Consider the following 22,396-nt stretch of genomic DNA (forward strand, 5'->3'; position numbering starts at 1 on the left):
GTGCCGTGCTGGCCGGGCCGGGGTGACGGCGGGGCGAAGGCCGGGCCCTTGCGGGCCAGCCGGTCGGGCGAAAGCAGCTGGTTCATTGCAGCCACGGCTTCCAGACCGTCTCGTTGCTTTCCATCCAGGCCTCGGCGGCGTCCTCGGGCTCCATGCCGTCGACATCGACCAGCTTGGCCATCTCGGCGATCTGGGCGTTGGTGAAGGTGACCTTGGCCAGCGCGGCATAGGCGGCGGGCCATTTCTCCTTCATCCCGTCCCAGGCGGCGATCTTGAGATAGCCGTTGGCCGGGTTGCCGCAGTCATAGACCTTGTCCGGGATCGGGCCGACGGCAGGGTCCTTGTCGCAGCCCTCTTCCCATTTCGGGAATTCGACGAATTCGCCGGGCCAGACCGCCTCGGCGAAATTCGGCGTCCAGTTGAACAGCACGATGGGGGTCTTGCTTTTCTCGGCCGCGGCCAGCTCGGCCCAGAGCGCGGCGGCCGAACCGGCATTGACCACGGTGAAGTTCATGCCGAGCGCGTCGACCTTTTCCGCGTCGTGTTTCAGCCAGTCGACCGGCCCGCCCAGGAAGCGGCCCTTGTCGCCGGTCTCGGCGGTGGCGAATGTCGCCGCGCAATCGTTCAGGGCCGTCCAGTCGGGCAGGCCCGGACAGGCCTCCTTGGTCCACAGCGGATACCACCAGTCCTCGCGCGTCACCGCCTCGTGCGTGGCGGCGTCGTGCAGCCCGCCCTTGGCCAGCGCGGCGTTGAAGGCGGCGCCGAACGCGCCCTCCCAGACCTCGACCTCCAGCGCCACGTCGCCCAGCCGGATGGATTCATAGACCGTCTGGCTGTCGGACGAGACATATTCGACCGAATCGCCCAGTTCCTCGAACATGCGCCCGACGATATGGCTCATCACGATCTGGCTGGACCAGTTATGCGTCGGGATCACGATCGGATCCGGGGAATCGGCGGCCTGCGCCAGCGAGGCCGTGACGGAAAGGGCCGCTGCCGAAGCAAGCAGCAGAGCTGTGTGTTTCATGGTCTTTCCCTGTTGAAGCGCCCTGTTTCGCGGGCAGGCGGGCGGTTGCATGGCCGCCCTTCGTCCTTCGACGCTAGGATCCCGATGTGAACATGTCAGGCCCATGTGATGAACAGGCTATGGAATGATGTGAGAAAATGTTAACAGAATGCAGGGAGCAGCCAGGGAAACCGCCGATGACCGGCCGAGCCAGCCATATCGTGATCATCGAGGACGAGCCCGTCACCCGCGGGGCGCTGACCGCCTATCTGCAATCCTTCGGCCACCGAATCACGGAATGCGCCAGCGCCGAGGCGGCGGACCGCGTGCTGGGCAGCGATCCGGCCGACCTGCTGATCGTGGACATCAACCTGACCGGCAAGGACGGGCTGGAGATCACCCGCGAGCAGCGCGCGCGGTCGGAAATCGGCATCATCCTGCTGTCGGGCCGCACCGACGAGGTCGACCGCATCGTCGGGCTGGAACTGGGCGCCGACGATTACGTCTGCAAGCCCTTCAACCGGCGCGAGCTGGCGGCGCGGGTCAAGAACCTCTTGCGGCGCACGGCGGCCATGCGGCAGATGGCGCGGCGCACCGTGGAATTCGCCGGCTTCCGCTTCGACATCGCCGGGCGCCAGCTTTACGACACCTCCGGCGCGCTGGTGCCGCTGACCCGCGCCGAATTCGAGCTGCTGCGCGCCTTCGTCGGCAATCCCGGCGTGGTGATGGACCGCGACCGGCTGCTGGCCAATATCACCCACCGCGTCGACGACAGCAGCCAGCGCACGGTGGACGTGCTGATCCGCCGGTTGCGGCGCAAGCTTCGCGACGACCCCAAGGCGCCGCGCATCCTGGGCACCGCGCATGGCGAGGGCTATGTCTTTACCGCCGCGCTGAGCTAGGCCGGCAGCAGGGCAAGCTCGCGCCGCATCGCTTCGGCGCCCGCCCGGGCCAGGACCGCCAGATCGTTCCACAGCGCCCCTGCCGCGCCGGTGCCATCGGCCAGGGCGCATTCAAAGCGCTCCAGCGCCGCCGCCAGGTCCGAAAGGCCGAAATTGCCGCTGGCCCCGCGCCAGCGATGCGCCGCCCGCGCTGCCGCCGTGGCATCGCCCTGCGCCAGCGCCGCCTGGATCGCGGCCATGTCGCCGGCCATCCCGTCCAGATAGAGCCGCGCCAGCACGGCCACCTGCGCCGGCGGCAGATCGGCCAGCGCCGGGGCCAGGACGGCCGCCGGCACCGGCCCGGCCCCGGGCCGGACCGTCGCCAGCGCGCGCTGCAGATCGGCCGGGGCCAGCGGTTTCGACAGCACCTCGACCATGCCGGCGGCATGGCAGGCGGCGATTTCCTCGGGCTGGACATGGGCCGAGATGCCGATCACCGGCAGGCCCTCAATGCGGCGGTGGATCGCCCGCGCCGCCTCGATCCCCGACATGCCGGGCAGGTTCACATCCATCAACACCGCGTCGAAACGGTCCTGGTCCAGCCGGGCCAGCGCCTCCTCGGCGCAATCCGCCATCGCGAAAGCGTGGCCGAGCCGAGACAGATAGCCGCCCAGCACCATGCGATTGACCGGGTGATCCTCGACCACCAGCAGGCGCAGCGGGCGGGCGGGGGCGGCCGGCGCGGAAGCGGCCGGGGCCTCGGCCGGCGGGAAGCCGGCGCGGAAGCGGAACAGCGCGCCCTGCCCCGGCGCGCTTTCCACCGACAGCGTGCCGCCCATCGCCTCGGCCAGCCGGCGGCTGATCGCCAGCCCTAGGCCGGTGCCGCCATAGCGCCGGGCGGTCTCGGGATCCTCCTGCTCGAACAGGCCGAAGATCCGCTTCTGCGCTTCGGGCGCGATGCCCTTGCCGGTATCGGCGACCTCCAGCACCAGCGCGACCCCGGCCGGTCCCGGTTCCGTCCGCAGCCGCAGATCGACGCCGCCCGCGGCGGTGAAGCGGATCGCGTTGGCAAGCAGGTTGAACAGCACCTGCCGCAGCCGCGCCGCGTCCCCCAGCAGCCAGCCGCACTCCGGCGCGTCGACGCGCAGCCACAGCCCCTTGTCCTGCGCCGAGGCCGCCATCAGCATCGCCGTTTCCCGCACCAGCGCCGCCGGGTCGAAGGGCGCCGGCCGCAGCGCGATGTCGCCGTCCAGCGACTTGGCGTCATCCAGAAGCGTGTTCAGCAAAGACATCAGCCCCTCGCCCGAGGCCAGCGCCGCCACCACCCGGTCGCGGGTGCGCCCGGCCAGATCGTCCTGCATCAGCCCGTGCAGCAGGCCCAGAACGCCGTTCATCGGCGTGCGGATCTCGTGGCTCATCATGGCCAGGAACTGCGACTTGGCGCGGTCGGCGGCCTCGGCATGGGCGCGGGCCTCGGCATGGGCGGCAACCTCGCCGCGCAGCCGCTCGGTCTGCTCATCGACCAGCTGGCGCAGCTCCTCGCGGTGCCGGCGCAGCTCCTCGAGGTTGCGGTCGCGTTCGGCCGCCAGGGCGCGGTTCTCGAGCGCCTGCAGGCGAAAGACCTCGACCGCCTGCTCCATGCGCGCGATCTCGTCCTCGCCACGCGGCACCACCTCCTCGTGCAGGTCGCCCGCCCGCAGCCCGCCCATGCGCGCGGCCAGCGCGTCCAGCCGCCGGGTGATCTTGCCGCGGACATAGAACCAGACCACCCCGGCCGAGACCATCAGCGCCAGGAACGAGCCGATGGCCGAGACGATCAGCGTGCGGCGGATGGCGGCCTGCGCCGCCTCGCCGGCGCGCGTGGCCCGGCCGACGATGCTGTCGGCCAGCGCCGCCGCCTGCGTGTCGAGCCGCAGCGCCGCGTCGCGCAGCTCGGCCTGCGCCGCCGCGGTCTGCCCGTCCAGCGCGATCAGCCGCGCGGTCAGGCCGGGAAAATCCTCGGTCCCGGGCGGCGAGACCGCGGCCGGGGTGATCCCGCGCAACAGCGCCAGCGCCCGCTCGGCCCGGCTGCGGTCGGGCACCGTCTCCAGCCGGCGCGTCACCACGCCCAGCCGTCCCGCCAGCTGCGCGCGCAGCTGTTCCAGATCGTGCTGGTTGCGGGTCTCGCCGATGCGGTTCAGCAGCAGGGCGATTTCCGCGACATGGCCGCGCAGTTCGAACATCTGGCCCAGCTGGAACAGGTCGACCTCGATCAGCCTGTCCAGCATCCCGGCCAGCGCCTCGCGGCGGTTCCACAGGTCATAGAGGCTGGCCACCCCGGCCGAGACCGCCACCTCGACATTGGCGGCCAGCGTGTCGGTGATCTCCAGAAGCTCGGTGGTGGCCGTCAGCCCCTCGTCCAGCCGGCGGCGCTGGTCGGCCTCGGCGGCCAGCCGGCGCTGCACCAGCTGGTCCAGCCGGGCGATGCCCTGCCGCACCTCGGATTCCGAACGCGACAGCGGCACCGGGATCGGCTGGCCGGTGCCTTCATAGCGCCGGATGCGGTCGCGCAGCGCATCGACCTGGTCGAACAGAAAGGCCGCGCGCTCGCGCCGGACATGGTCGTCGGTCACCGCCGCCAGGTCCGGGGCGATGGCGACGACGCGGCTGCTTTCCTCGGCAAAGCCGCGCACCTCGGCGATGGCGGGGATGGTCTGGGCGATCAGCCGGCTTTGCCGGTCCGCCAGGTCGCGCAGCTCCAGCCAGCCCAGCACGCCCATCAGGCCCGGCGCGCCGGCGATGACCACAAAGGCCAGCAAAAGCTGCCAACCCAATCGCGACTTGCGCGTGAACAGCCCCAAGCACTACCCTCCGCCCTGCCGGATGCCCGCAGCGGGCCGGCCAAGGCTAATCGGAACCGGGGCCGAAGTCACCGCCATGTCGACCGCCATCTTGCCAGCCCGATGCCTGCGCGCCCTTGCAGCCGTCGCCGCCCTGCTGCTCGCTGGCCCGGCCCGGGCCGAGACCTGGCCCCTGCAGGTGTTTTCGCGCCCCTTCCACGACGACAGCCCCGCGGCCCGGCTGGACTATGCGCCCTTGGAACACGCCGCGCGGCCCTGGAACCTCTGCGTGCTCTATCCGCATCTGAAGGATGCCTATTGGCTGGGCGTCAATTACGGCATGGTCGAGGAATCGCGCCGGCTGGGCGTCGGCTTCGACCTGTTCGAGGCCGGCGGCTATCCGAACCCGGCGCGGCAGATCGCGCAGCTGCGCGCCTGCGCCGATCCGCGCTATGACGCGGTGGTGGTGGGCACGGTCTCCTATGACGGGCTGACTCCGGTGCTGAGCGAGCTGGCGCGGCAGAAGCCGATCATCGCCGTGGTGAACGACATCGAGCCGGGGCCGATCACCGCCAAGGCCAGCGTGCCCTGGCGCGAGATGGGCCGCGCCGCCGGGCTGGAACTGGCCCGCCGCCACCCCAGGGGCAGCCCGCCGGTCAGCGTGGCCTGGTTCCCCGGCCCCCGGGGCGCGGGCTGGGTGGGCTTCGTCGAGGACGGGTTCCGCGCCGCCATCGCCGACAGTTCCGCCCGCGTGACCAGCGTGCTTTACGGCGACACCGGCCGCGAGGCCCAGGCCCAGCTGGTCGAGCAGCTGCTGGCCGAGGGCCCGGCGCCCGACTACCTGGTCGGCAGCGGCCCGATGGCCGAGGTGGCGATCTCGATCCTGCGGGCGCGGGGCGAGCTGGGCCGGGTCGGCATCATCTCGACCTATATCAGCCCCGGCGTGTTCCGCGGCATCAGGCGCGGCCGCATCCTGGCGGCGCCGACGGATTTCCCGGTGATGCAGGGCCGGCTGGGCATCGAGATGGCGGTGCGCGCGCTGGAGCACAGCCTGACCTTCCGCCATGCCGGCCCCGCCATCGTCACCGTGACGCCCGGCACGACAGCGGATTTCGACCATGACGCCAGCCTGGCCCCGGCCAGTTTCTCGGCGCGGTTTTCCTATCACGGCGAGGATTAGATCGGCCATGCGCCGGAAGCGTGCATCGGCGCGCCGCTTGCCGGAGCGGCCTCAAGGTTGCCAGACGACCGATCCCCACAAGAGGCCCGCACCGAAGGCGGTCATCAGCATCGGGCCGGTCGGCAGCGGCCCCTCGGCGGCGCGACACGACAGGGCCAGGGGCATGGTGGCGGCCGAGGAATTGCCATGGCGGGCCAGCGTGCCCAGGCATTCGGCCCGGTCCAGTCCCAGCCGGGCGCCGACCTGCGCCAGGATGCGGCCATTGGCCTGGTGCGCCAGCCAGGTGCTGATCCCGGCAGCGGTCAGGCCGGCCTCGCGCAGCGCCGCCTGGCTTGACGTCGTCATCCCTTCGACCGCGCGGGTAAAGACGGCGCGGCCATCGGCCATGTCCATCGCCAGCCCCGCGTCGCCCGGGCGGAACGGCTGGCGAGAGCCGCCTTTGGCGATGCGGATCAGATCGTAGCCCGCCCCGTCCGAGCGCAGGACCGAGGCCCGCAGCCCCTTGGCCGGATCGGGCGAGGCGGCCAGCACGACGGCGCCCGCGGCATCGGCAAACAGGGCGCGGGTCGCGATGTCGTCCGGCGCGATGCGGCGCGACAGGATATTGGCGGCGATGACCAGCACCGCCTGCCCGGTCGCCCGGACATGGCCCGCCCCCAGCACCAGCGCCTGCAGGAAGCCGGCGCAGGCCCCGGCCAGGTCCATCGCCCCCGCGCCAAGGCCCAGGCGATGCGCCACCAGCGGCGCGGTCGGCGGCAGCAGGTGGTCGGGGGTCGAGGTCGCCAGCAGCAGCAGGCCGATGCTGCCCGCCGCCACCCCTGCCTGCTCCAGCGCCATCCGCCCGGCCGGCACGGCAAGATCGCTGACCGCCTGTTCGGGCGCGGCATAGTGCCGGCTGTGGATGCCGGTGCGCGCGGCGATCCAGCCGGGCGGCAGGTTCAGATCGGCCTCGATCTCGGCATTATCGACCCGCCGCTCGGGCAGGTAGTGGCCAAAGCCCGCCATGACCACGCCGCGCGCTGCATCACCCAAGGACATCGGCGGCCTCCAGCATGGCGTCATGACAGGCGCTGAGCTCGGCCCGGGTGCTGCAATAGGGCGGCAGCAGATAGACCGTGTTGCCCAGGGGGCGGATCAGCAGGTTGCGCTCGGCAAAGAAGCGCAGCAGCGCCGGGCCGGACTCAGTCATGTAATGGCCGGGGCCGCCGATCTCCGCCGCAAGGATCGTGCCCGATTGCCGCGCGCCCGAGAGCTTGGGATGCGCCGCCAGCCTTGCCAGCCCCTCGGCCTGTGCGGCGGCGATGGCGTCGATCCGGTCCTGGACCGGCTCGGTTTCCCACAATTCCAGATTGGCGAGCGCGGCGGCGCAGGCGATGGGATTGGCGGTATAGCTCGAGGAATGGAAGAAGGTGCGCCGCCGGTCGGTCGAGAAATGCGACTGGTAGATCTCTTCGCGGCACAGCGTGGCGGCCAGCGGCAGGTGGCCGCCGGTGATGCCCTTGGACAGGCACAGGATGTCGGGAACCACGCCGGCATGGTCGCAGGCGAGAAAGCGCCCGGTGCGGCCCCAGCCGGTCATCACCTCGTCGGCGATCAGCAGCACGCCGTGGCGGGCGCAGAGCGCCGCCATCTGCGCCAGGACGCCAGGGGAATAGAACAGCATCCCGCCCGCGCCAAGCACCAGCGGCTCCAGCAGCAGGGCGGCGGTCTCGGGGTTGCGGGCAAAGCGCTCCAGCGCGTCGAGGGTCGCCTGTTCCTGCCCCGGCGCGGGAAAGGGAATGCGGTCCACGGCATAGAGGAGCCGGTCATAGGGCTGGGTGAAGACCCCGCGCTCGCCCGCCGACATGGTGCCGACGGTATCGCCGTGATAGCCGTTTGCCAGCACGACGATGCGGTGGCGCCCTTCGCCCCGGTGCCGGAAATGGCCGAGCGCCATCTTGATCGCCACCTCGACCGCCGTCGAGCCGCTGTCGGAAAAGAACAGCCGCGTCAGGGCGTCGGGCAGGCGCGCCAGCAGCTTTTCGGCAAAGCGCTCGGCCGGGGCGTGGGTGTGGCCGGCAAAGATCACCTGGTCCAGCCGCCCGGCCTGGTCGCGGATCGCCTGCACGATATGCGGATGGCAATGGCCATGCGTCACCACCCACCACGACGAGATGGCGTCGAACACGCGCTGGCCTTGGGCGTCGGTCAGCCAGGCGCCTTGCGCGCTGGCGATCGGGCGCATGGCCGGAAACAGCGCGTGCTGGGTGAAAGGGTGCCAGATCGGGCTCATGCGAAGCAGTCCACGGGGAAGCAGGCGTCAAAGGTCGCGCGCAGGCTGCCGGGGTTCAGGTCTTGCAGCAGGGGCAGCCGGCCGAGGCGGCGGGCCTCGCCCATGCGGCAGATGGTCGTTTCCACCTCGGGCGCCGCGGGGCCGATGAAGGCCAGGCCATGCAGCGGCACCCCGGCGGCGCGCAGCGCGGCGATGGACAGCAGGCTGTGGTTGATCGTTCCCAGCGCGGTGCGGGCGCAGAGGATCACCGGCAGCTGCCAGCGGGCAAAGACGTCAAGGAAGCTGGCGCGGTCGTTCAGCGGTACCATCAGCCCGCCCGCGCCCTCGATCACCAGCGGCCGAACGGGCGGCGGGGTCAGGGCGGCCGCGTCGATGGCGACACCCTCGGCCGCGGCGGCGAGATGCGGAGAGGCGGGCAGCGCCAGCCGCCAGGCCTCGGGCAGGACCGGGCGGCCGGACAGGCGGGCGACGGTTTCGCTGTCGGTCTCGTCCTCCAGCCCGGACTGCACCGGCTTCCAGTAGCTGGCCTGCAGACGGGCGGCCAGGGCGGCGGCAAACACCGTCTTGCCGATGCCGGTATCGGTCCCGGTCACGACGAAAGCAGTCATCGGATCACCTCGTGCAGCGCGGCAAAGACGGCGGCCAGCGCCGGCTCGTCCGGGTTCAGGGTCAGCGACAGGCGCAGCCGCTCGGCCCCCTTGGGGACGGTGGGCGCGCGGATGGCGCGGATGTCGAAACCCAGCGCCTGCAACCGCGCGGCTGCGGCAAGACAGCGGGCATCGCCGGGCAGGACGACCGGCTGGATCTGGCTGCCCGAGGGCGCGAGGCCGATGCCGCGCGCCAGATCGCCCGCCCGTGCCACCCGCGCCAGCAGGGCATCGCGGCGGGTGGAATCGGCGGCCAGTTGGGCAATGACGCCGCGCAGGACCTCGGCCAGCAGCGGCGCGGGCGCGGTCGAATAGATGAAGCTGCGGGCGCGGTTGACCAGCGTGGCGATCAGCACCGGATCGGCGCAGACCAGCGCGCCCTGCACGCCCAGAGCCTTGCCGCAGGTGTGCAGCGTGATCACGTTTTCCCGCGCCGCCCAGGGCGCGGCGAGGCCCCGGCCGCCCAGGCCCCAGATCCCGGTCGCATGGGCCTCGTCCACGATCAGGAAGGCACCCTCTTCGGTGGCCAGATCGGCCAGCGCCTGAACCGGGGCAAAATCGCCGTCCATCGAGTAAAGGCTTTCGACCGCCAGCCAGGCTTGCCCGCGCCGGCCTTCGGCCTGCCAGCGCCGCAGGGCGTCCCGCGCCGCATCCAGGTCGTTATGCGGAAAGCTGCGGGTTTCGGCCGGGCCCAGCCGCATCCCGTCCAGCGCACTGGCATGGATCAGCGCATCGTGCAGCACCAGATCGCGCGCGGCGGGCAGGGCGGAAAAGATCGCCAGATTGGCGCCGTAGCCGGACCCGAAATAGAGCGCGCCGCCGCTGCCGAAATGCTGCGCCGCCGCCGCTTCCAGCGCCGTGAATGCCGCATGGTTGCCGCGCAGCAGTCGCGCCGCGCCGGCGCCGGGGGCATGGCCGCGGTCCAGCGCATCGCGCGCCAGCTCGCGCAGCAGATCGGACCCCGCCAGCCCCAGATAGTCGTTCGAGGCGAAATCCGCGCCCGAAACCGGCTGCAACGCCCGCGCCCGCCGGCGCTGCGCCAAGGCCTCCAGCAGCCCGCGCTGGCCGTCGAGCGGGCTCATGCTTCGGTGCTGTCGCCGGCCGGCGCCTCGGGGCGCAGGCCCAGCCTGTCGAACAGCCGGCGGTCGCGGTCCTCGGCGGGGTTGGCGGCGGTCAGCAGCGTATCGCCCATGAACAGCGAATTCGCGCCGGCCAGGAAGCACAGCGCCTGCATCTCGTCGCTCATGCCGGTGCGGCCGGCCGACAGGCGCATGTGGCTGGCCGGCATCAGGATGCGGCCCAGGGCCACCACGCGCACGAAGTCGAAGGGATCGACGGGATCCGCCTTGGCCAGCGGCGTATCGGCCATCGGGATCAGCATGTTGATCGGCACGCTTTGCGGGTGTTCGGGCAGCGTGGCCAGCGCCAGCAGCATGTCGATGCGGTCGCCCGCGGTTTCCCCCAGGCCGAGGATGCCACCGGAGCAGACCTTGATCCCGGCCTCGCGCACGCGCGCCAGCGTGTCGAGCCGGTCGGCAAAGCTGCGGGTGGTGATGACCTGGGGATAGAACGCCTCGGAAGTGTCGATATTGTGGTTGTAGTAATCCAGGCCCGCCTCCTTCAGCCGCAAGACCTGGGCGTCGGACAGCATGCCCAGCGTCATGCAGGTTTCCATTCCCAGCGCGCGCACCCCGCGCACCATGGCCTCGATCGCCGCCATGTCGCGGTCCTTCGGCTCGCGCCAGGCGGCGCCCATGCAATAGCGCGTGGCGCCCGCCGCCTTGGCCTTGCGTGCCTCGGACAGCACCCGCTCGACCGGCATCAGCTTCGAGGCCGGCAGGGTCGAGCCATTGCGCGCCGACTGGCTGCAATAGCTGCAATCCTCGGCACAGCCGCCGGTCTTGACCGACAGAAGGCGGCTCATCTGCACCCGGTTGGGATCGAAATGGGCGCGATGCACGCTCTGCGCCTGAAACAGCAGGTCCATGAAGGGCTGGTGATAGATCGCCTCGGCCTCGGCGCGGGTCCAGTCGGTCCGCAGGGCGGTGCGCGGCAGGTCTTTCGGCATGGCTCTCCCTCTCGATGCGGGAGATTATCTATAAAAATTCTGATTCCCGCGCCAATTTGTGCCGAGAAATCTACCGCGTGTCCATTCCTGCGTGCAGATCGGATAAATTATCTATAATTTAGCCGCAACCCGCGCCGGATGTGGCGGGACAGGATCTGCGCGGCCAAGTCGATGTCGCGCCCTTGCAGGGCCGAGAGCATGGCGCGGTGGTCGCGGTTCTCGCGCGGCAGGCCCAGAGGATGCGCGGCGCCCAGCTGGCGGGCCATGCGGCTGGCGGAAAGCTGCAGCCGCTCGATGGTCTGCATCAGTCGCGGCATCGGGCAGCCCTGCAGCAGGAGGCTGTGAAAGCTCTGGTTCGCCGCCTCCCATTCGGCCGCGGTGACAGCCCGCGCGCAGGCGTGATCGGCCGCGGCCAGCGCCGCCAGGTGGCCGGGCGGATAGGCCTCGGCGGCGTGGCGTAGCGCCAGCGCCTCCAGCGCCGCGCGCATCTCGATGGCTTCGGCCAGGGCGGCACGGTCGGCCATGGCCACCCGCACGCCCCGGCGCGGCAGCGATTCCACCAGCCCCTCGGCTTCGAGCCGCCGGAACGCCTCGCGCACGGGAACGTGGCTGGCGCCGAATGCGGCGGCAATCTCGTCCTGGCGCAGCCGTTGGCCGGGGGCGAGTTCGCCCGCCTCGATCTGGCGGGACAGGGCGGCAAAGACGCGGTCGGCAAGGGTGGGGTCGGGCGAGCGGGTCATCCGGTCCTGCGCATGAGGGCAATCCGGTCAGACCTAGCTTGAGACGCAAGGCCGCTCAAGCCCGGCGCGCGGGCTTGCCCGAAGCCGATGGGACAGTCGTGCCCGCAGCGCAGCCGGATGACCCGGACGGACGATCCTGACCGGTGCGAACGGGCTGTCGCCCAAGGCATTGCAGCACGCGGCACGGCGGGCGGTCCCGGGCCTTGTCAAGGATCGCGGACATGCCTCTCCCTCCGGGCGGCGGCCATGGGCGCCATCGCCATAGCCGCAGCCTTTTCGCCATGTCGGTCATGGCGCAGGGCGCGCCCTTGCGCATCATGCAACCGTCCGGGCCGGATCCTGATCCCGAGCAGCCAAGACGCTGATCGCCGAGGCCCAGGCCGAGGGCGTCCCTGTCGCAGGAAGGCGCCGCCAGCGTGCCGCATCCCCGCGGGCGACGCCACGCAGCGGACGAACTGACCCCGGTGAGGGGCTCAAATCTTCATTCTGCGCATGGCTGGATAGCTGACCGGGACCTCGCGGCGCAGCGCGGCCAGTTCGGCACGGATCTCATGAAGCTCGCGCTGCAGCAGCACCATCGCCAGCATCAGATCCTCGTTGGACAGGTCGGTTCGCAGGGCTGCCTGTCGACGCAGTCCCAGCCGGTTCACGATCACCCTTTTCGTCATCGCGGCGGTCTGGCGCAGGCCGCTGTGGCGCAGGTGATAAAGCCCATGGCGCAGCAGCGAGGGACGTCGCCCGGGCGCTTTCGCATCCCAGCCGGCGGCCTTCCCGAACCCGGCGAAATCCCGGGCCTTCAGCGCGCGCAGCATTTGCGTGCTGCGCCCCTGCCCGTTGACGGCGGCGAAATCGGCCAGGTGTTCGTCGCCATATTGCGCGATGACCGGCACCAGGACGTCGAACAGCGCCCGGCGGATCCCGCCCTGGGCGCGCATGCTGACCCAGGACAGCTGACCCGCCACCCATTGCAGCAGGTCGGCACGGTATTCGTCCAGGTAACCGGCACCGTCGAGCCAGTCGCGGATGATGTCATGGTGCCGGAAGATGCGCAGCAGCCGTTCGTCCACGGTGGCCATGGTCTGGCCGGCGCGGGCGACGCGGTGCTCGCACAACCGCTCGGGCACGAGCGCGATCCTCTCGGCTTCGATCACCGCCATCCAGTGGAACGGGTTGTCCTCGAAGAAGAAATCCCCGACAGGGAAGCGAAGCCCGGCGCGTTCGACCAGGTCGCGGCGGTAAAGCTTGCGCCAGGGCACCGAGATGAAACGCAGGATCTCGCGCCGGGTGGCCGGGGTCAGGTCGAGTGTGGTGGCCCGGGGATAAGGCGACCAGCGCTCGGTTTCGGCCGGCTCCTTCAGGCTGCCGTCGGCCTCGTCGAGCAGCATGTAGCGGCTCATCGCCAGATCGGCATCGGCCTCGGTCGCGGCGCGCCACAGCGTCTCGAACATCTCCGGGGCATAGCGGTCGTCGCCATCGGCAAAGCCGATGAAGTCGCCGGTCGCCACCTCCATGCCGGCATTGGCCGCCGTGGCGACGCCGCCGATGCTGTTGGTCGGCAGCAGGATCGGGCGGATGCGGGCATCGCGGGCGGCAAAGTCGCGGATGATCTGCGGGGTCGAGTCGCCGGATCCGTCGTCGACGACGATGATCTCGATATCCTCGAGCGTCTGGCGGGTGATGCAGCCCAGACATTCGGCGATGTAGCGCTCGATGTCATAGGCCGTGACGATGATGGAAACCTTGGGCACGTCCGTTCCCTTATCCGACGAGTTCCTTGACGAAGCGATCCGCGATCTGCGGCGCCTGGACCAGGCGCATGCGCGCGAAATCCTCGATCTCCATGCGGCTGATCAGATCGCGATAGCGGCTTTCGAATTCCAGCCGATGCCCGGCATCGACGCGGCGGCGGCCCCATTGTGCCAGCGTGGCGCAGAGCCCCCAGAAATGGTGGACGAAGCGGCGGCGCAGCGCCGGGTGCGCCAGCAGCAGATCATAGGTCTCATCCAGCGCGTCGAACATCTGCAGCCGGTCGGCGCTGAAGCGGTTGGTCAGGTTCTGGCCGCCCCGATAGACGATATGCGTGCAGATCACCTGGCTGCCCAGCAGCACCCGGCGCGCGAAGAGCAGCGAATACCAGTGCCCGAGGATGTCGTTGTTCACCTTGGTCGCGCCGAAGCGCAGTCCCGTCTCGCGGAAATGCGCGGTGCGCAGGATCTTGTTCCAGGGATAGTTGGTGAATTTCAGCAGCGCCGCCATCTCGTCCAGCGGGGCCACCACCTGGGGCGCGCCCTGAGATAGCTTTCGGCGATCTTTTGGTCGGCATAGAGCATCTCGGTAAAGCCGCCGATCGCATCGCGCTGATAGCGATAGGCCAGCATGGCGGTGTCGATGTCGGGCTCGGCGTCCATCCGCGCCAGCGTCGGCGCGATCGCCTCGCCATGCAGCCGGTCGTCGGCGTCGAAGAACAGCGTGTAGCGGCCGCGCGCATGCGGCCAGGCCAGGTTGCGCGCATGACCCGCGCCCAGGTTGGCGGGATTGTGCAGGGCCGTCACCTGCGGAATGGCGGCGGCAAGCCGCTCGATCTCCTCGGCGCTGCCGTCCGACGAGCCGTCATCGGCCAGCAGGATCTCGCAATGAAGCCTGTCGAGGCCAAGGAAGGTCTCGACCAGCGGCCGAAGATGGTGCCGGGCGTTGTAGACCGGAACGATGATCGACAGGTCGATGGGCCGGGAAGATGCAAGCGGAACGGCAAATGACATGACAGCCTCCTTGTCGGCCCATCTGCGCGCGTCTTTCCGGCGAGACCTGGGGCCCGGCAGAACATTGCGCGATCCGGCGTTAACGATTGCACCAGATGTAACCCCGCATCCGCCCTGCCTCCATTCCAAAGCCGGACCGTTTCGTGGAAATGCATGCTGCATTTCCGGGTCGCGAGAGAAGAAAACGGTTGCGACGGAGCCGGCCGCGCCAAGATGCCGAGGGACGCTTCCGATTGCGACGCGACCGGAGGGCGGGCTCAACCCTTGCCGCGGGCCTCGATCAGGTGCAACCGCTGCGCCGCCCTGTGGAAGCCCTTGTCTTCAGCCAGGGCGCGGCGATAGCTCGACTCGGCCATATAGGGCAGGTCCAGCGCCTCGAAGATCAGCCCGCGTTCGAAAAAGCCCTGGGCCGAGAAGGGCCCGCCCTGCATGAAGGCGTCATGCGCGCGGAACGCCTCGTCAAAGCGCCGGCTGTGGCGCAGGAAGCGGGCATAGAGCAGCTGCGCCTCGCGCGGACGCGGCGCGGCCGTTGCATAGGGCGCGATCAGGTCGGCCACCGAGTCGGGGCTGCCGCCGGTTTCGGCATAGTGCGCCAGCGCCCGGATCACCGGCACGCTGATGGTCGCGCCGGGGTTCCGGGCGACCACTGCGCGGATCAGCTCGGCCGCTTCCGCATGCTGGCCCTCTTCGGCCAGCGCGCCGGCATAGTCCAGTTCATCGCGAGGGGTCCTGTGCGGCGCCGGGGTCAGATCGGCGGACGGGAAAAGCGGGCCGGTTCCCGGCCAGCGGCAAGGCGCCTCAGGAAATCGGCGGCCGTGTCCAGCGCCTCGCGGATGGTGATGTCCATGTCGAGGTAGCGATAGGTGCCCAGCCGGCCGACGAAGGTCACGCCCGGCGTTGCCTCGGCCAGCCGGACATAGTGCTCCAGCAGCGTCATCTCGTCCACCAGCCGGATCGGGTAATAGGGAATGTCGTCCGGGCCGGCCGCGCGGCTGAACTCGCGATAGCAGACGCTTTTGCGGTGCTCTTCCCAAGGGGCGAAATGCTTGTGCTCGGTGATGCGGGTATAGGGCACCTCGCGGTCGCCATAGTTCATCACGGCGCAGCCCTGGTAATCGCCGTCATGCTCGAAACGCTGGAAATCCAGCGTGCGATAGCCGAGCCGCCCGAGGCTGTAGCCGAAGAACCCGTCCAGCGGGCCGGACCAGAAGACATGGTCGTAATCGGCGGCCATCTCCGGCCGATAGGGGGTGCGCAGCGAGACCGAGACGCCGGGCCGGTCCAGGATCGCCTCGACCAGCGCGGTATAGCCGTGGCGCGGCATGCCCTGGAAGCGATGGAAGAAATAGTTGTCGTCATAGTTGAAGCGCACCGGCAGCCGCTTGAGGATGCTGGCCGGCAGGTCCCGGGGCGAACAGCCCCATTGCTTTTCGGTATAGCCCTTGAGGAACGCCTCGTAGAGTTCGCGCCCGACGAAGCGCAGCGCCTGTTCCTCGAAGTTGCGGGGGGTCTCGATGGCGGTATCGGCCTTTTCCAGCAGGAACTCTCGCGCTTCGTCCGGGCGGAAGGTCTTGCCGAAGAACTGGTTGATGGTCAGCAGGTTGATCGGCAGGGAATGGACCGCCCCCTGCGACGTGGTCTTGACCCGGTTCTGGAAGGGCACGAATTCGGTGAAGCCGGTCACATAGTCCCAGACCTGCTGATCGTCGGTATGGAAGATGTGCGGGCCATAGACATGGATCATCACGCCGCTGTCGGCATCGCGTTCCGTGTAGCAATTGCCGCCGATATGGGCGCGGCTGTCGACGATATGGCACTGGTGGCCCGCCAGCGCCAGTTCCCGCCCGATGACCGCGCCAGAGAGCCCTGCCCCGACCAGAAGTATCTTCATCCCTGCTCCTTTCGCCGCCGTCCCGCGCCTGGTCATGACACGGCCGGCACGGCAGATAGCCTGCCGATCGCGGCCCGGGCGGCGCGACACCGCCGGGCGTAAACTAGCCTGATTATCTACCATTGCAATCGTGTATACTTCCGGCGGCGGATCCGGACATGCCACCAGAGCGCTGCTTTCCGCGGCGCCCTGCATCGCCCTGCAGCTCTGGTCCCGAGGCCGGATCATGCACTCTTTATCCGCGCCCCGGGGGCCGGTGCTTCCGGCCTCGGGGCCTTGGAAATAGACCGGTCGCGGGGATCATGAGCGCGCGTCAGTGCCATTTTGCCCTGGCAGCCGCCGATTCCGCCCACGCTCGCCTCGAAATCGCGGATTCCGTGCAGCAGGCCGGCATAGGCGCAGGCCAGGCCGACGCCGCGCGTGTTGTGGAAATGCAAGGCGATTGCGACCTCGGGGACCGCCTTGCGCAAGGCGTCGAGCGCCGGCAGCACGTTGCCCGGCGTCGCCATGCCGGTGGTGTCGCCCAGGGTGATCCGCGCGATACCGATGTCGCGATACCGCATGGCCTGCTCGACCAGTTGCCTATGGGCACGTCACCTTCGAAGGGACAGCCGAAGACCGTGGCGATGGCGCCATGCAGCGCGACCCCGGACCCTTCGGCGATGCGCGCGATCTGCTGAAACCCGGCCATCGAGTCGGCGCGCGAGCGGTTCACGTTCTTCCGGTTATGGCTTTCCGAGGCCGAGGCGAACAGCACCACGGCGTCGATCCCCGCCTCGATGGCGGCCTCGGCGCCGCGCAGGTTCGGCGCCAGCGCGCTGAAGCGCAGGCCGGACCGGCCGCGGAAATGCCGCACCAGCTCGGCCGCGTCGCGCATCTGCGGCACGGCGCGCGGCGAGACGAAGGCGGTCAGCTCGGCCGAGCGGATGCCGACGGCGAGAAGGCTGGTGCAGCTCCTGGAACTCGGGCGAGAGCTTGATCTCGGACACGTCCCGCGGCCGCGCCAACGAAATGGTGAAATCCCTGATCAGCTTGGCGTCCGGCCCCGTCGACATGATGACCACCCGATCCGCCAGCGCGATGGCCTCCTCGAGGTCGTGGGTGACGAACATCACCGCCTTGCGGTCCTGCTGCCACAGGTCCAGCAGCAGGTCGCCCATGATCAGCCGCGTCTGCGCGTCCAGCGGGCCGAAGGGCTCGTCCATCAGCAGGATTTCCGGGTCGCGGATCAGCACCTGCGCCATGGCGACGCGCTTGCGCTGGCCGCCGGAAAGCATGTGCGGATAGCGGTGCCCAAAACCCTTCAGCCCGACCTTTTCCAGCCAGTCCTCGGCCCGCTCCAGGGCCTCGCGCCGCGCTGTGCCCGAGATTTCCAGCGCAATGGCCACATTGTCGCGCGCGGTCTTCCACGGCATCAGCGCATCGGCCTGGAAGAGGTAGCCCGCGCGCCTGATGAGGCCCTCGAGCGGCTGGCGCTGGATCTCGACGGTCCCGGCCTAGGGCTTCAGCAGGCCGGCGGCGGCGTTCAGCAGCGTCGACTTGCCCGAGCCGGTCGGCCCGACGATGGCGACGAATTCGCCCTTTGCAACGCCCGGATTGGCGCCGGCAACCGCGCGGAACACGGTTCTTCCCATCCCGCCGAAACTGATATCGACATTCTCCAGACGCACCGCGTGCTGCATTCACCCTTCCGACCGCCAATGCTCTCATGATCGGTCGGCGGGATGCCGGATCGATCCGACATGCCCCGACTGTGTGTCGAGCGCTGACTGAAATATTGGCCTGCCGCAGACCTCCTCATGCGGTTCCTGTTACAATATCGAGGCCAGACCGGTGCTTACAATTATATAAATTCATATGTTTTGTTCTAATTATTTGAATGGTTGTGTGCGATTATTTCACTGCCGGCAGGCCATTGTTGCGGCGCCTTGGTCTGTCCGATCAACCGGGTTTCGTCCGGCTCGTGCCGAACACTCCACCGCCGGTCGCAGTCGCGACTGCGGCCTAGCGTCCCGCGAAGCGCGTCCGGCCGGCCTCCTCCGCCACCAGATGCTGCCAGGGGCCGAGCCGGGTCCGGTCCGGCAGGCGGCCGATCTTGGCAAGCTCGCGCCACAGGCCCTTCACGCAATGCCGCATGGCCAGGATCCCGCCTTCGCCGGCGGCCAGCAGATGCGCGGTGTAGAGCGCGTTGCGGATCTCGCCGCCGACCAGTTCGAAACCGTCCGACAGGATGGCAAGGTCGATGTCCTCCGACCGCATCCCGGGCGCGGGCAGCAGCCGCTGCCAGATCCGCAGGCGCTCGGCGGGGCCGGGCGGGCCGAACTCGGCCCGAACCCGGATGCGCCGCAGAAAGGCGTCGTCCATGTTGCCGACCAGGTTGGTCGCCAAGATCGCCAGCCCCTCGAAGCTTTCGAGCCGCTGCAGCAGGAAGTCGATGGTGATATTGGCATAGCGGTCGTGGCTGTCGCGCAGCTCGGTGCGCTTGCCAAAACAGGCGTCGGCCTCGTCGAAGAACAGCGCCACGCGCGACCGCTCGGCCTCGTCGAACAGCGCGGCCAGGCGCTTCTCGCTTTCGCCGATGAACTTGTCGATCACCCGGCTGAGGTCGATGCGGTAAAGCGCGAAATCGACCTCGCGCGCGACGATCTGCGCCGCCATGGTCTTGCCGGTGCCGGGCGGGCCGCTGAACAGGCAGGCCAGCCCCTGCCCGGCCTTCAGCCCCGCCCCCGGCCCGTCCGGCGCGAAGAGCCGGCTTCCGTGCCGCGCCCAGGCGATGGCCAGGTCCAGCTCGGCCTCGGTCTCGCGGCGCAGCACGATATCGTCGCGGCAGAAAGGGCAGCCCAACCGCTGCGCCGAGCCGTCGAACTCGGCGGTCCTGAGCTGGTCGCAGGCCGCGAGCAGGTCGCAGGCGTTCGGGACCTTGCGGCCCTCGATCCGCGCCGAGGTCAGCGCCAGCCGCAGCGCCCGGCCGATCCCGGCGCGGCCGAAGGCGAAACGCTCGGCGATGCGGGTGTGGTCCTCGGGCACGACCGAGGGGATCGCCTGCCGCCACAGCTCGGCGCGCTCGGCCACGCTGCTGCGCGGCACGTCGAGCGAGAGGACCGGCCGGTCGGAGCAGGCGGCGACGGCCGCGAAGGCGCCGGGCGGGGCGATGACGATCACCGGGCCGTCGAGGCCGCGCAAGGTCGGACCCAGCATCGCCGGCTGGGGATCGCCAAGGATGGCGACGGCATCGTGCATCCGCGCCGTCCGGCGCAGGGCGACCTGGCGGTCCGGCTCGGCCAGATCGGACAGCACCGCCTCGACGGCGGAAGGCCGCAGCGCCGCGGCCACGGCGCGGGCGATGTCGCGGCGCCCGCTGTCCTCGGTCCCGGTCACGACGATCAGCGGCGCGCCCGGGATCTCGCGCCGCGCCAGCATGCGGATCAGCGCGGCGGTGCGATCCGCGACGCCCGGCGGCAGCGGGCGGTTGCGGTCCTCGTCGCCCAGCGGGCGCAGGGGCAGCGCGCAGGCACCGCGCAGGCCCAGAATGGCCGCCGTCACGTCCGGCGGCATGGCCAGTTCGCGCGTGACCAGCGGGCCTTCGCCCCTTAGCGCCACCAGCCCGAAATCCACGATCGGCGCATCCGGCCGCAGCCGGGCGATGAAATCCGCAGGCTCAAGCCCCAGCGCGGCCAGCTGGCCCAGCACCAGCCGCCGCGCGCCGCCCGGCTCGATCAGGGCGATCAGCCGGGCCGCCCCGGCGCTCGCCTCGACCAGGGCGGCGGCCAACAGCATGTCGCATTCGGGATCGTCCAGGCCGAAGGCGGCGGCGATCCGGTCGAGACCCGGCAGATGCGGCCTGCCCGTGGCGCGAAGCCGGGCCGCGCCGGCGGCACGCTGCAGCGCGGCGGCGCGCTCGGGCGGCAAGGCCTGGCCCGACGCCAAGACCCGTGCGGCAAGCCAGGCGTCAAGCTCGGACAATGCCGCCGGCGCCGCCGCGCCCGAACTGGAAGGCGGGACCGGACGGCCTGCGCCGAACACGCGCCGCGCGCGAAGCATCTCAGGACACCTCGGACGGACCCTGGCGCAAGCAGGCCCGGATCGTCGCGGTTGATACGTCCTCCATCGTCCTTTGCACCTTTCCGGTGGTCAAGATCCACAGCCTGTCGCCCCGGCGCGGGACGACCACGAACCGGTCCGCCTGCACGGCCGGCAGGGCCTGCGGGTCGGGGGTCTCCATGCAGACCAGAACCGCGTCGAACGGCCCGTCAGAGGGCAGGCGCACCACCTCGGCGTCGGACATCTCGGCGACGGCGCTTTCGATGATCGACCGGAGCATGGTCGGCGCGGCGGCGAGATCCATCCCGAGTCGCACTGGCAGCCCTTTCCGCAAGCCTACGGGGCCGATCCTGGGCGCTGGGGTCGCGACAGGGAATGTCCGCGAAGGTTCATCCGGCGGGAAAGAATGCCCGGATCGCCCCCGCCGCGCGCCGTCCGGGGCCGCGACCGGCCGCATCCTTCCGATGCCGCAAGCCGGGCGGAGGATGCAGATCCCGCCGAAGCCCCGGTTTCCCCGGCCGCCGCACGGGCCCGACGGCGCCGATCCGGGGCGGAGGTCCGGATTTCATTCCCCCGCCGGTCTGGATCGCATCCCGTCCCGGGATCCGGACCGGCGGGTCCGTCCTTTCATCCGCCGACCGCAGCCGGCCCCGGCGGGCAAGGCCCGGGCCGGCTTGGACCGTTTTTGAACCGTCGCCGGCTTTGCCCCGACCCCGGCGCCTCGGGCAGCATGATCCTGAGCCGGCATCATTCGGGCTCGGAGGAATCGTCGTGTTGACAGACCGGGACATCCAGCATGGCTGACTGGCGGGTCATCGAGAATACCGGGCAGACGCTGGTCGGGCTGGTCGAGCGCCATGTCGCCCAGCTGGGCATTCCGAATGTCGGCGTGGGCGTCGTCACGCCGATGGCCTTTCCCTCGCTGGCGGATACGACCGACCCTTTCGTCTCGCTGTTTCTCTATCAGATCGCCGGCAATGCCGAGATGCGCGGCAATCCGCGCCGGGTCTTGGCGAACGGCACGCTGGGCCGCCAGCCGCTGCCGCTGGAGCTGTGCTATCTGGTCACCGCCTGGGGCGTGCGCGCCACCGACGACGTCATCGGCGACCTGCCTGCCACGCAGGACGAGGCGCGGCTTCTGGGCGCGGTGCTGCAAGCCTTCTACGACAATGCCGAGCTGGACCGCAGCAGCCTGTTCGAGGTTCCCGGCCTGCCGGTCTGGTCGCCCGAGGACGGGTTGCAGATCGTCATGGAGACGCTGCCCGTCGACGGGCATTACCGCATCTGGGACGCGACCAAGCTCGGCTATCGGTTGTCGCTGGTCTATCGCGTCCGCGTCGCCGCGCTGGAGCCGACCGACGTCCCGCAGGCCCCGCCCACCAGGGAAGCGATGCTGGAGACGGTGCCATGACCGTGACGCATGTTCTCTCGCTCGCCGTGCGCTTCCTTGACCATTTCAGCGGCCGGCCGGTGCCGCAGGAACTGCCGGTGCGGCTGTCGGGAAACCATGCCCGCCCGGTGCGGCGCCCCGACGGCCTTGGCGCCCGCCAGGCCGACGGCAGCTATCGCTTCCTGGGCGCAGAGCCGGGCACAAGGCGGATCCTGTGGCGCGACCCCTTCCAGCGCAGCCAGTCCGGCTGGATCCGCTGGGAGGCCGCCGACCCCGAGGTGACGCTGCCGCTGGCTACCCCGGCGCAGATGATCGAGCACGAACTCTGGCCGACCGCCGGCGCCGAGGTGGCGCCCGGCACGACCGGGGTGCGCGGCCAGCTGCGCGGCGCGGACGCCGCCGGCCTGGAGATTCGCATCGCGCGCCAGGGCCGGCCCTTCGACCGCATGACCCGCAGCGACGCGGCCGGGGAATTCCTGTTCCTGCCGCCCGGCGCGCTGCCGCTGGACGCATCCGGCCGGGTGCCCCTGACCATCGAGGCGCGCATCCCCGGCGGCGCCATCCGCCCGATCCTGTCGGGCAGCTTCCTGCCCGCCACCGCGGGCGCGGATTTCGCCGGACCGAACTTCACCATCCTCCCGCAGACGGTGGCGCGGGTGATTTTCGCGCTGGCCTAGCAAAGCCATAGCCAAGGAGACGAGA

The 22,396-nt window shown here is 70.1% G+C and carries 20 protein-coding genes and 1 pseudogene; 4 read left to right on the forward strand and 17 right to left on the reverse strand.

The window, feature by feature from the left end; translation table 11 throughout:
* Positions 1-82 precede the first annotated feature (82 nt).
* On the reverse strand, positions 83-1,027 hold the full coding sequence (locus tag E3D03_RS02525; RefSeq protein ID WP_263565668.1) for an ABC transporter substrate-binding protein: 945 nt from the start codon (positions 1,025-1,027) through the stop codon (positions 83-85).
* 176 nt (positions 1,028-1,203) lie between these two features.
* Between E3D03_RS02525 and E3D03_RS02530 the strand changes: the two genes are divergently transcribed.
* Positions 1,204-1,908, forward strand: a complete 705-nt coding sequence (locus E3D03_RS02530; protein WP_263565669.1) for a response regulator — start codon at positions 1,204-1,206, stop codon at positions 1,906-1,908.
* On the opposite strand, the gene E3D03_RS02535 is transcribed toward E3D03_RS02530, so the two are convergent.
* Complete coding sequence (locus tag E3D03_RS02535; RefSeq protein WP_263565670.1) at positions 1,905-4,727, reverse strand: ATP-binding protein; 2,823 nt, start codon at positions 4,725-4,727, stop codon at positions 1,905-1,907. The two genes, E3D03_RS02530 and E3D03_RS02535, sit on opposite strands and share 4 nt — an antisense overlap.
* A 76-nt stretch (positions 4,728-4,803) precedes the next feature.
* On the opposite strand from E3D03_RS02535, the gene torT reads away from it, so the two are divergent.
* Positions 4,804-5,886: a TMAO reductase system periplasmic protein TorT gene (gene torT, locus E3D03_RS02540; protein ID WP_263565671.1), complete on the forward strand. Its 1,083-nt coding sequence runs from the start codon at positions 4,804-4,806 to the stop codon at positions 5,884-5,886.
* A gap of 51 nt (positions 5,887-5,937) precedes the next feature.
* On the opposite strand, the gene E3D03_RS02545 is transcribed toward torT, so the two are convergent.
* From E3D03_RS02545 to E3D03_RS02615, 15 genes and pseudogenes are all read right to left on the reverse strand, one after another.
* A complete protein-coding gene (locus tag E3D03_RS02545) occupies positions 5,938-6,924 on the reverse strand; it encodes a beta-ketoacyl-ACP synthase 3 (RefSeq protein ID WP_263565672.1) in 987 nt (328 codons plus the stop codon).
* Positions 6,911-8,158, reverse strand: coding sequence for an adenosylmethionine--8-amino-7-oxononanoate transaminase (locus E3D03_RS02550; RefSeq protein WP_263565673.1), 1,248 nt, complete (start codon positions 8,156-8,158; stop codon positions 6,911-6,913). Before E3D03_RS02550 ends, E3D03_RS02545 begins: the two co-directional genes overlap by 14 nt.
* Positions 8,155-8,766: a dethiobiotin synthase gene (bioD, locus tag E3D03_RS02555; RefSeq protein ID WP_263565674.1), complete on the reverse strand. Its 612-nt coding sequence runs from the start codon at positions 8,764-8,766 to the stop codon at positions 8,155-8,157. The genes E3D03_RS02550 and bioD overlap by 4 nt, the downstream gene beginning before the upstream one ends.
* Positions 8,763-9,887 carry an 8-amino-7-oxononanoate synthase gene (locus E3D03_RS02560; RefSeq protein ID WP_263565675.1) on the reverse strand — a complete coding sequence of 375 codons (1,125 nt, stop codon included), beginning with the start codon at positions 9,885-9,887 and terminating at the stop codon, positions 8,763-8,765. The genes bioD and E3D03_RS02560 overlap by 4 nt, the downstream gene beginning before the upstream one ends.
* The gene (gene bioB / locus E3D03_RS02565; RefSeq protein WP_263565758.1) at positions 9,884-10,861 is read right to left on the reverse strand and encodes a biotin synthase BioB; all 978 of its coding nucleotides are present in this window, start codon (positions 10,859-10,861) and stop codon (positions 9,884-9,886) included. The genes E3D03_RS02560 and bioB overlap by 4 nt, the downstream gene beginning before the upstream one ends.
* Positions 10,862-10,980: 119 nt before the next feature.
* Complete coding sequence (locus E3D03_RS02570; RefSeq protein ID WP_062562857.1) at positions 10,981-11,613, reverse strand: GntR family transcriptional regulator; 633 nt, start codon at positions 11,611-11,613, stop codon at positions 10,981-10,983.
* 473 nt (positions 11,614-12,086) lie between these two features.
* Complete coding sequence (locus tag E3D03_RS02575; protein ID WP_062562856.1) at positions 12,087-13,361, reverse strand: glycosyltransferase family 2 protein; 1,275 nt, start codon at positions 13,359-13,361, stop codon at positions 12,087-12,089.
* Positions 13,362-13,371: 10 nt separating this feature from the next.
* Positions 13,372-13,890 (reverse strand): hypothetical protein, encoded by a 519-nt coding sequence (locus E3D03_RS02580; protein WP_263565676.1) that lies wholly within the window; start codon positions 13,888-13,890, stop codon positions 13,372-13,374.
* A complete protein-coding gene (locus E3D03_RS02585) occupies positions 13,854-14,372 on the reverse strand; it encodes a glycosyltransferase family 2 protein (protein ID WP_263565677.1) in 519 nt (172 codons plus the stop codon). The genes E3D03_RS02580 and E3D03_RS02585 overlap by 37 nt, the downstream gene beginning before the upstream one ends.
* A gap of 257 nt (positions 14,373-14,629) precedes the next feature.
* Positions 14,630-15,019 carry a hypothetical protein gene (locus E3D03_RS02590; protein ID WP_263565678.1) on the reverse strand — a complete coding sequence of 130 codons (390 nt, stop codon included), beginning with the start codon at positions 15,017-15,019 and terminating at the stop codon, positions 14,630-14,632.
* Positions 15,020-15,117: 98 nt separating this feature from the next.
* Positions 15,118-16,263 (reverse strand): UDP-galactopyranose mutase, encoded by a 1,146-nt coding sequence (gene glf, locus E3D03_RS02595; protein WP_263565679.1) that lies wholly within the window; start codon positions 16,261-16,263, stop codon positions 15,118-15,120.
* A gap of 224 nt (positions 16,264-16,487) precedes the next feature.
* Entirely contained in the window at positions 16,488-16,826 is a 339-nt protein-coding gene (locus E3D03_RS02600; RefSeq protein ID WP_263565680.1) for a hypothetical protein, read from the reverse strand.
* Between the two features lie 162 nt (positions 16,827-16,988).
* Positions 16,989-17,945 (reverse strand): annotated as a pseudogene (locus E3D03_RS02605) (ABC transporter ATP-binding protein).
* Positions 17,946-18,267: 322 nt separating this feature from the next.
* The gene (locus E3D03_RS02610) at positions 18,268-20,304 is read right to left on the reverse strand and encodes an ATP-binding protein (RefSeq protein WP_263565681.1); all 2,037 of its coding nucleotides are present in this window, start codon (positions 20,302-20,304) and stop codon (positions 18,268-18,270) included.
* Position 20,305: 1 nt separating this feature from the next.
* Entirely contained in the window at positions 20,306-20,608 is a 303-nt protein-coding gene (locus tag E3D03_RS02615; RefSeq protein ID WP_062562849.1) for a hypothetical protein, read from the reverse strand.
* A 492-nt stretch (positions 20,609-21,100) separates the two neighbouring features.
* Between E3D03_RS02615 and E3D03_RS02620 the strand changes: the two genes are divergently transcribed.
* Both E3D03_RS02620 and E3D03_RS02625 read left to right on the forward strand, forming a co-directional pair.
* Positions 21,101-21,715, forward strand: coding sequence for a DUF4255 domain-containing protein (locus tag E3D03_RS02620; RefSeq protein WP_263565682.1), 615 nt, complete (start codon positions 21,101-21,103; stop codon positions 21,713-21,715).
* Positions 21,712-22,371: a hypothetical protein gene (locus E3D03_RS02625; RefSeq protein WP_263565683.1), complete on the forward strand. Its 660-nt coding sequence runs from the start codon at positions 21,712-21,714 to the stop codon at positions 22,369-22,371. Before E3D03_RS02620 ends, E3D03_RS02625 begins: the two co-directional genes overlap by 4 nt.
* The last annotated feature ends 25 nt before the right edge of the window (positions 22,372-22,396 follow it).

The sequence above is a fragment of the Paracoccus sp. DMF genome (assembly GCF_004407025.1).
In the GTDB taxonomy this organism is placed as follows: Bacteria; Pseudomonadota; Alphaproteobacteria; order Rhodobacterales; family Rhodobacteraceae; genus Paracoccus; species Paracoccus aminovorans_B.

What these genes read in the sequence shown, in the direction of transcription:
- E3D03_RS02625 (WP_263565683.1), top strand. Translation starts at nt 21,712, where the DNA reads ATGACCGTGACGCATGTTCTCTCGCTCGCCGTGCGCTTCCTTGACCAT.
- E3D03_RS02615 (WP_062562849.1), bottom strand. Translation starts at nt 20,608, where the DNA reads ATGGATCTCGCCGCCGCGCCGACCATGCTCCGGTCGATCATCGAAAGC.
- E3D03_RS02620 (WP_263565682.1), top strand. Translation starts at nt 21,101, where the DNA reads ATGGCTGACTGGCGGGTCATCGAGAATACCGGGCAGACGCTGGTCGGG.
- E3D03_RS02525 (WP_263565668.1), bottom strand. Translation starts at nt 1,027, where the DNA reads ATGAAACACACAGCTCTGCTGCTTGCTTCGGCAGCGGCCCTTTCCGTC.
- E3D03_RS02570 (WP_062562857.1), bottom strand. Translation starts at nt 11,613, where the DNA reads ATGACCCGCTCGCCCGACCCCACCCTTGCCGACCGCGTCTTTGCCGCC.
- E3D03_RS02560 (WP_263565675.1), bottom strand. Translation starts at nt 9,887, where the DNA reads ATGAGCCCGCTCGACGGCCAGCGCGGGCTGCTGGAGGCCTTGGCGCAG.
- E3D03_RS02530 (WP_263565669.1), top strand. Translation starts at nt 1,204, where the DNA reads ATGACCGGCCGAGCCAGCCATATCGTGATCATCGAGGACGAGCCCGTC.
- E3D03_RS02545 (WP_263565672.1), bottom strand. Translation starts at nt 6,924, where the DNA reads ATGTCCTTGGGTGATGCAGCGCGCGGCGTGGTCATGGCGGGCTTTGGC.
- torT (WP_263565671.1), top strand. Translation starts at nt 4,804, where the DNA reads ATGTCGACCGCCATCTTGCCAGCCCGATGCCTGCGCGCCCTTGCAGCC.
- E3D03_RS02610 (WP_263565681.1), bottom strand. Translation starts at nt 20,304, where the DNA reads ATGCTTCGCGCGCGGCGCGTGTTCGGCGCAGGCCGTCCGGTCCCGCCT.
- E3D03_RS02585 (WP_263565677.1), bottom strand. Translation starts at nt 14,372, where the DNA reads ATGTCATTTGCCGTTCCGCTTGCATCTTCCCGGCCCATCGACCTGTCG.
- E3D03_RS02600 (WP_263565680.1), bottom strand. Translation starts at nt 16,826, where the DNA reads ATGCGGTATCGCGACATCGGTATCGCGCGGATCACCCTGGGCGACACC.
- E3D03_RS02550 (WP_263565673.1), bottom strand. Translation starts at nt 8,158, where the DNA reads ATGAGCCCGATCTGGCACCCTTTCACCCAGCACGCGCTGTTTCCGGCC.
- glf (WP_263565679.1), bottom strand. Translation starts at nt 16,263, where the DNA reads ATGAAGATACTTCTGGTCGGGGCAGGGCTCTCTGGCGCGGTCATCGGG.
- bioD (WP_263565674.1), bottom strand. Translation starts at nt 8,766, where the DNA reads ATGACTGCTTTCGTCGTGACCGGGACCGATACCGGCATCGGCAAGACG.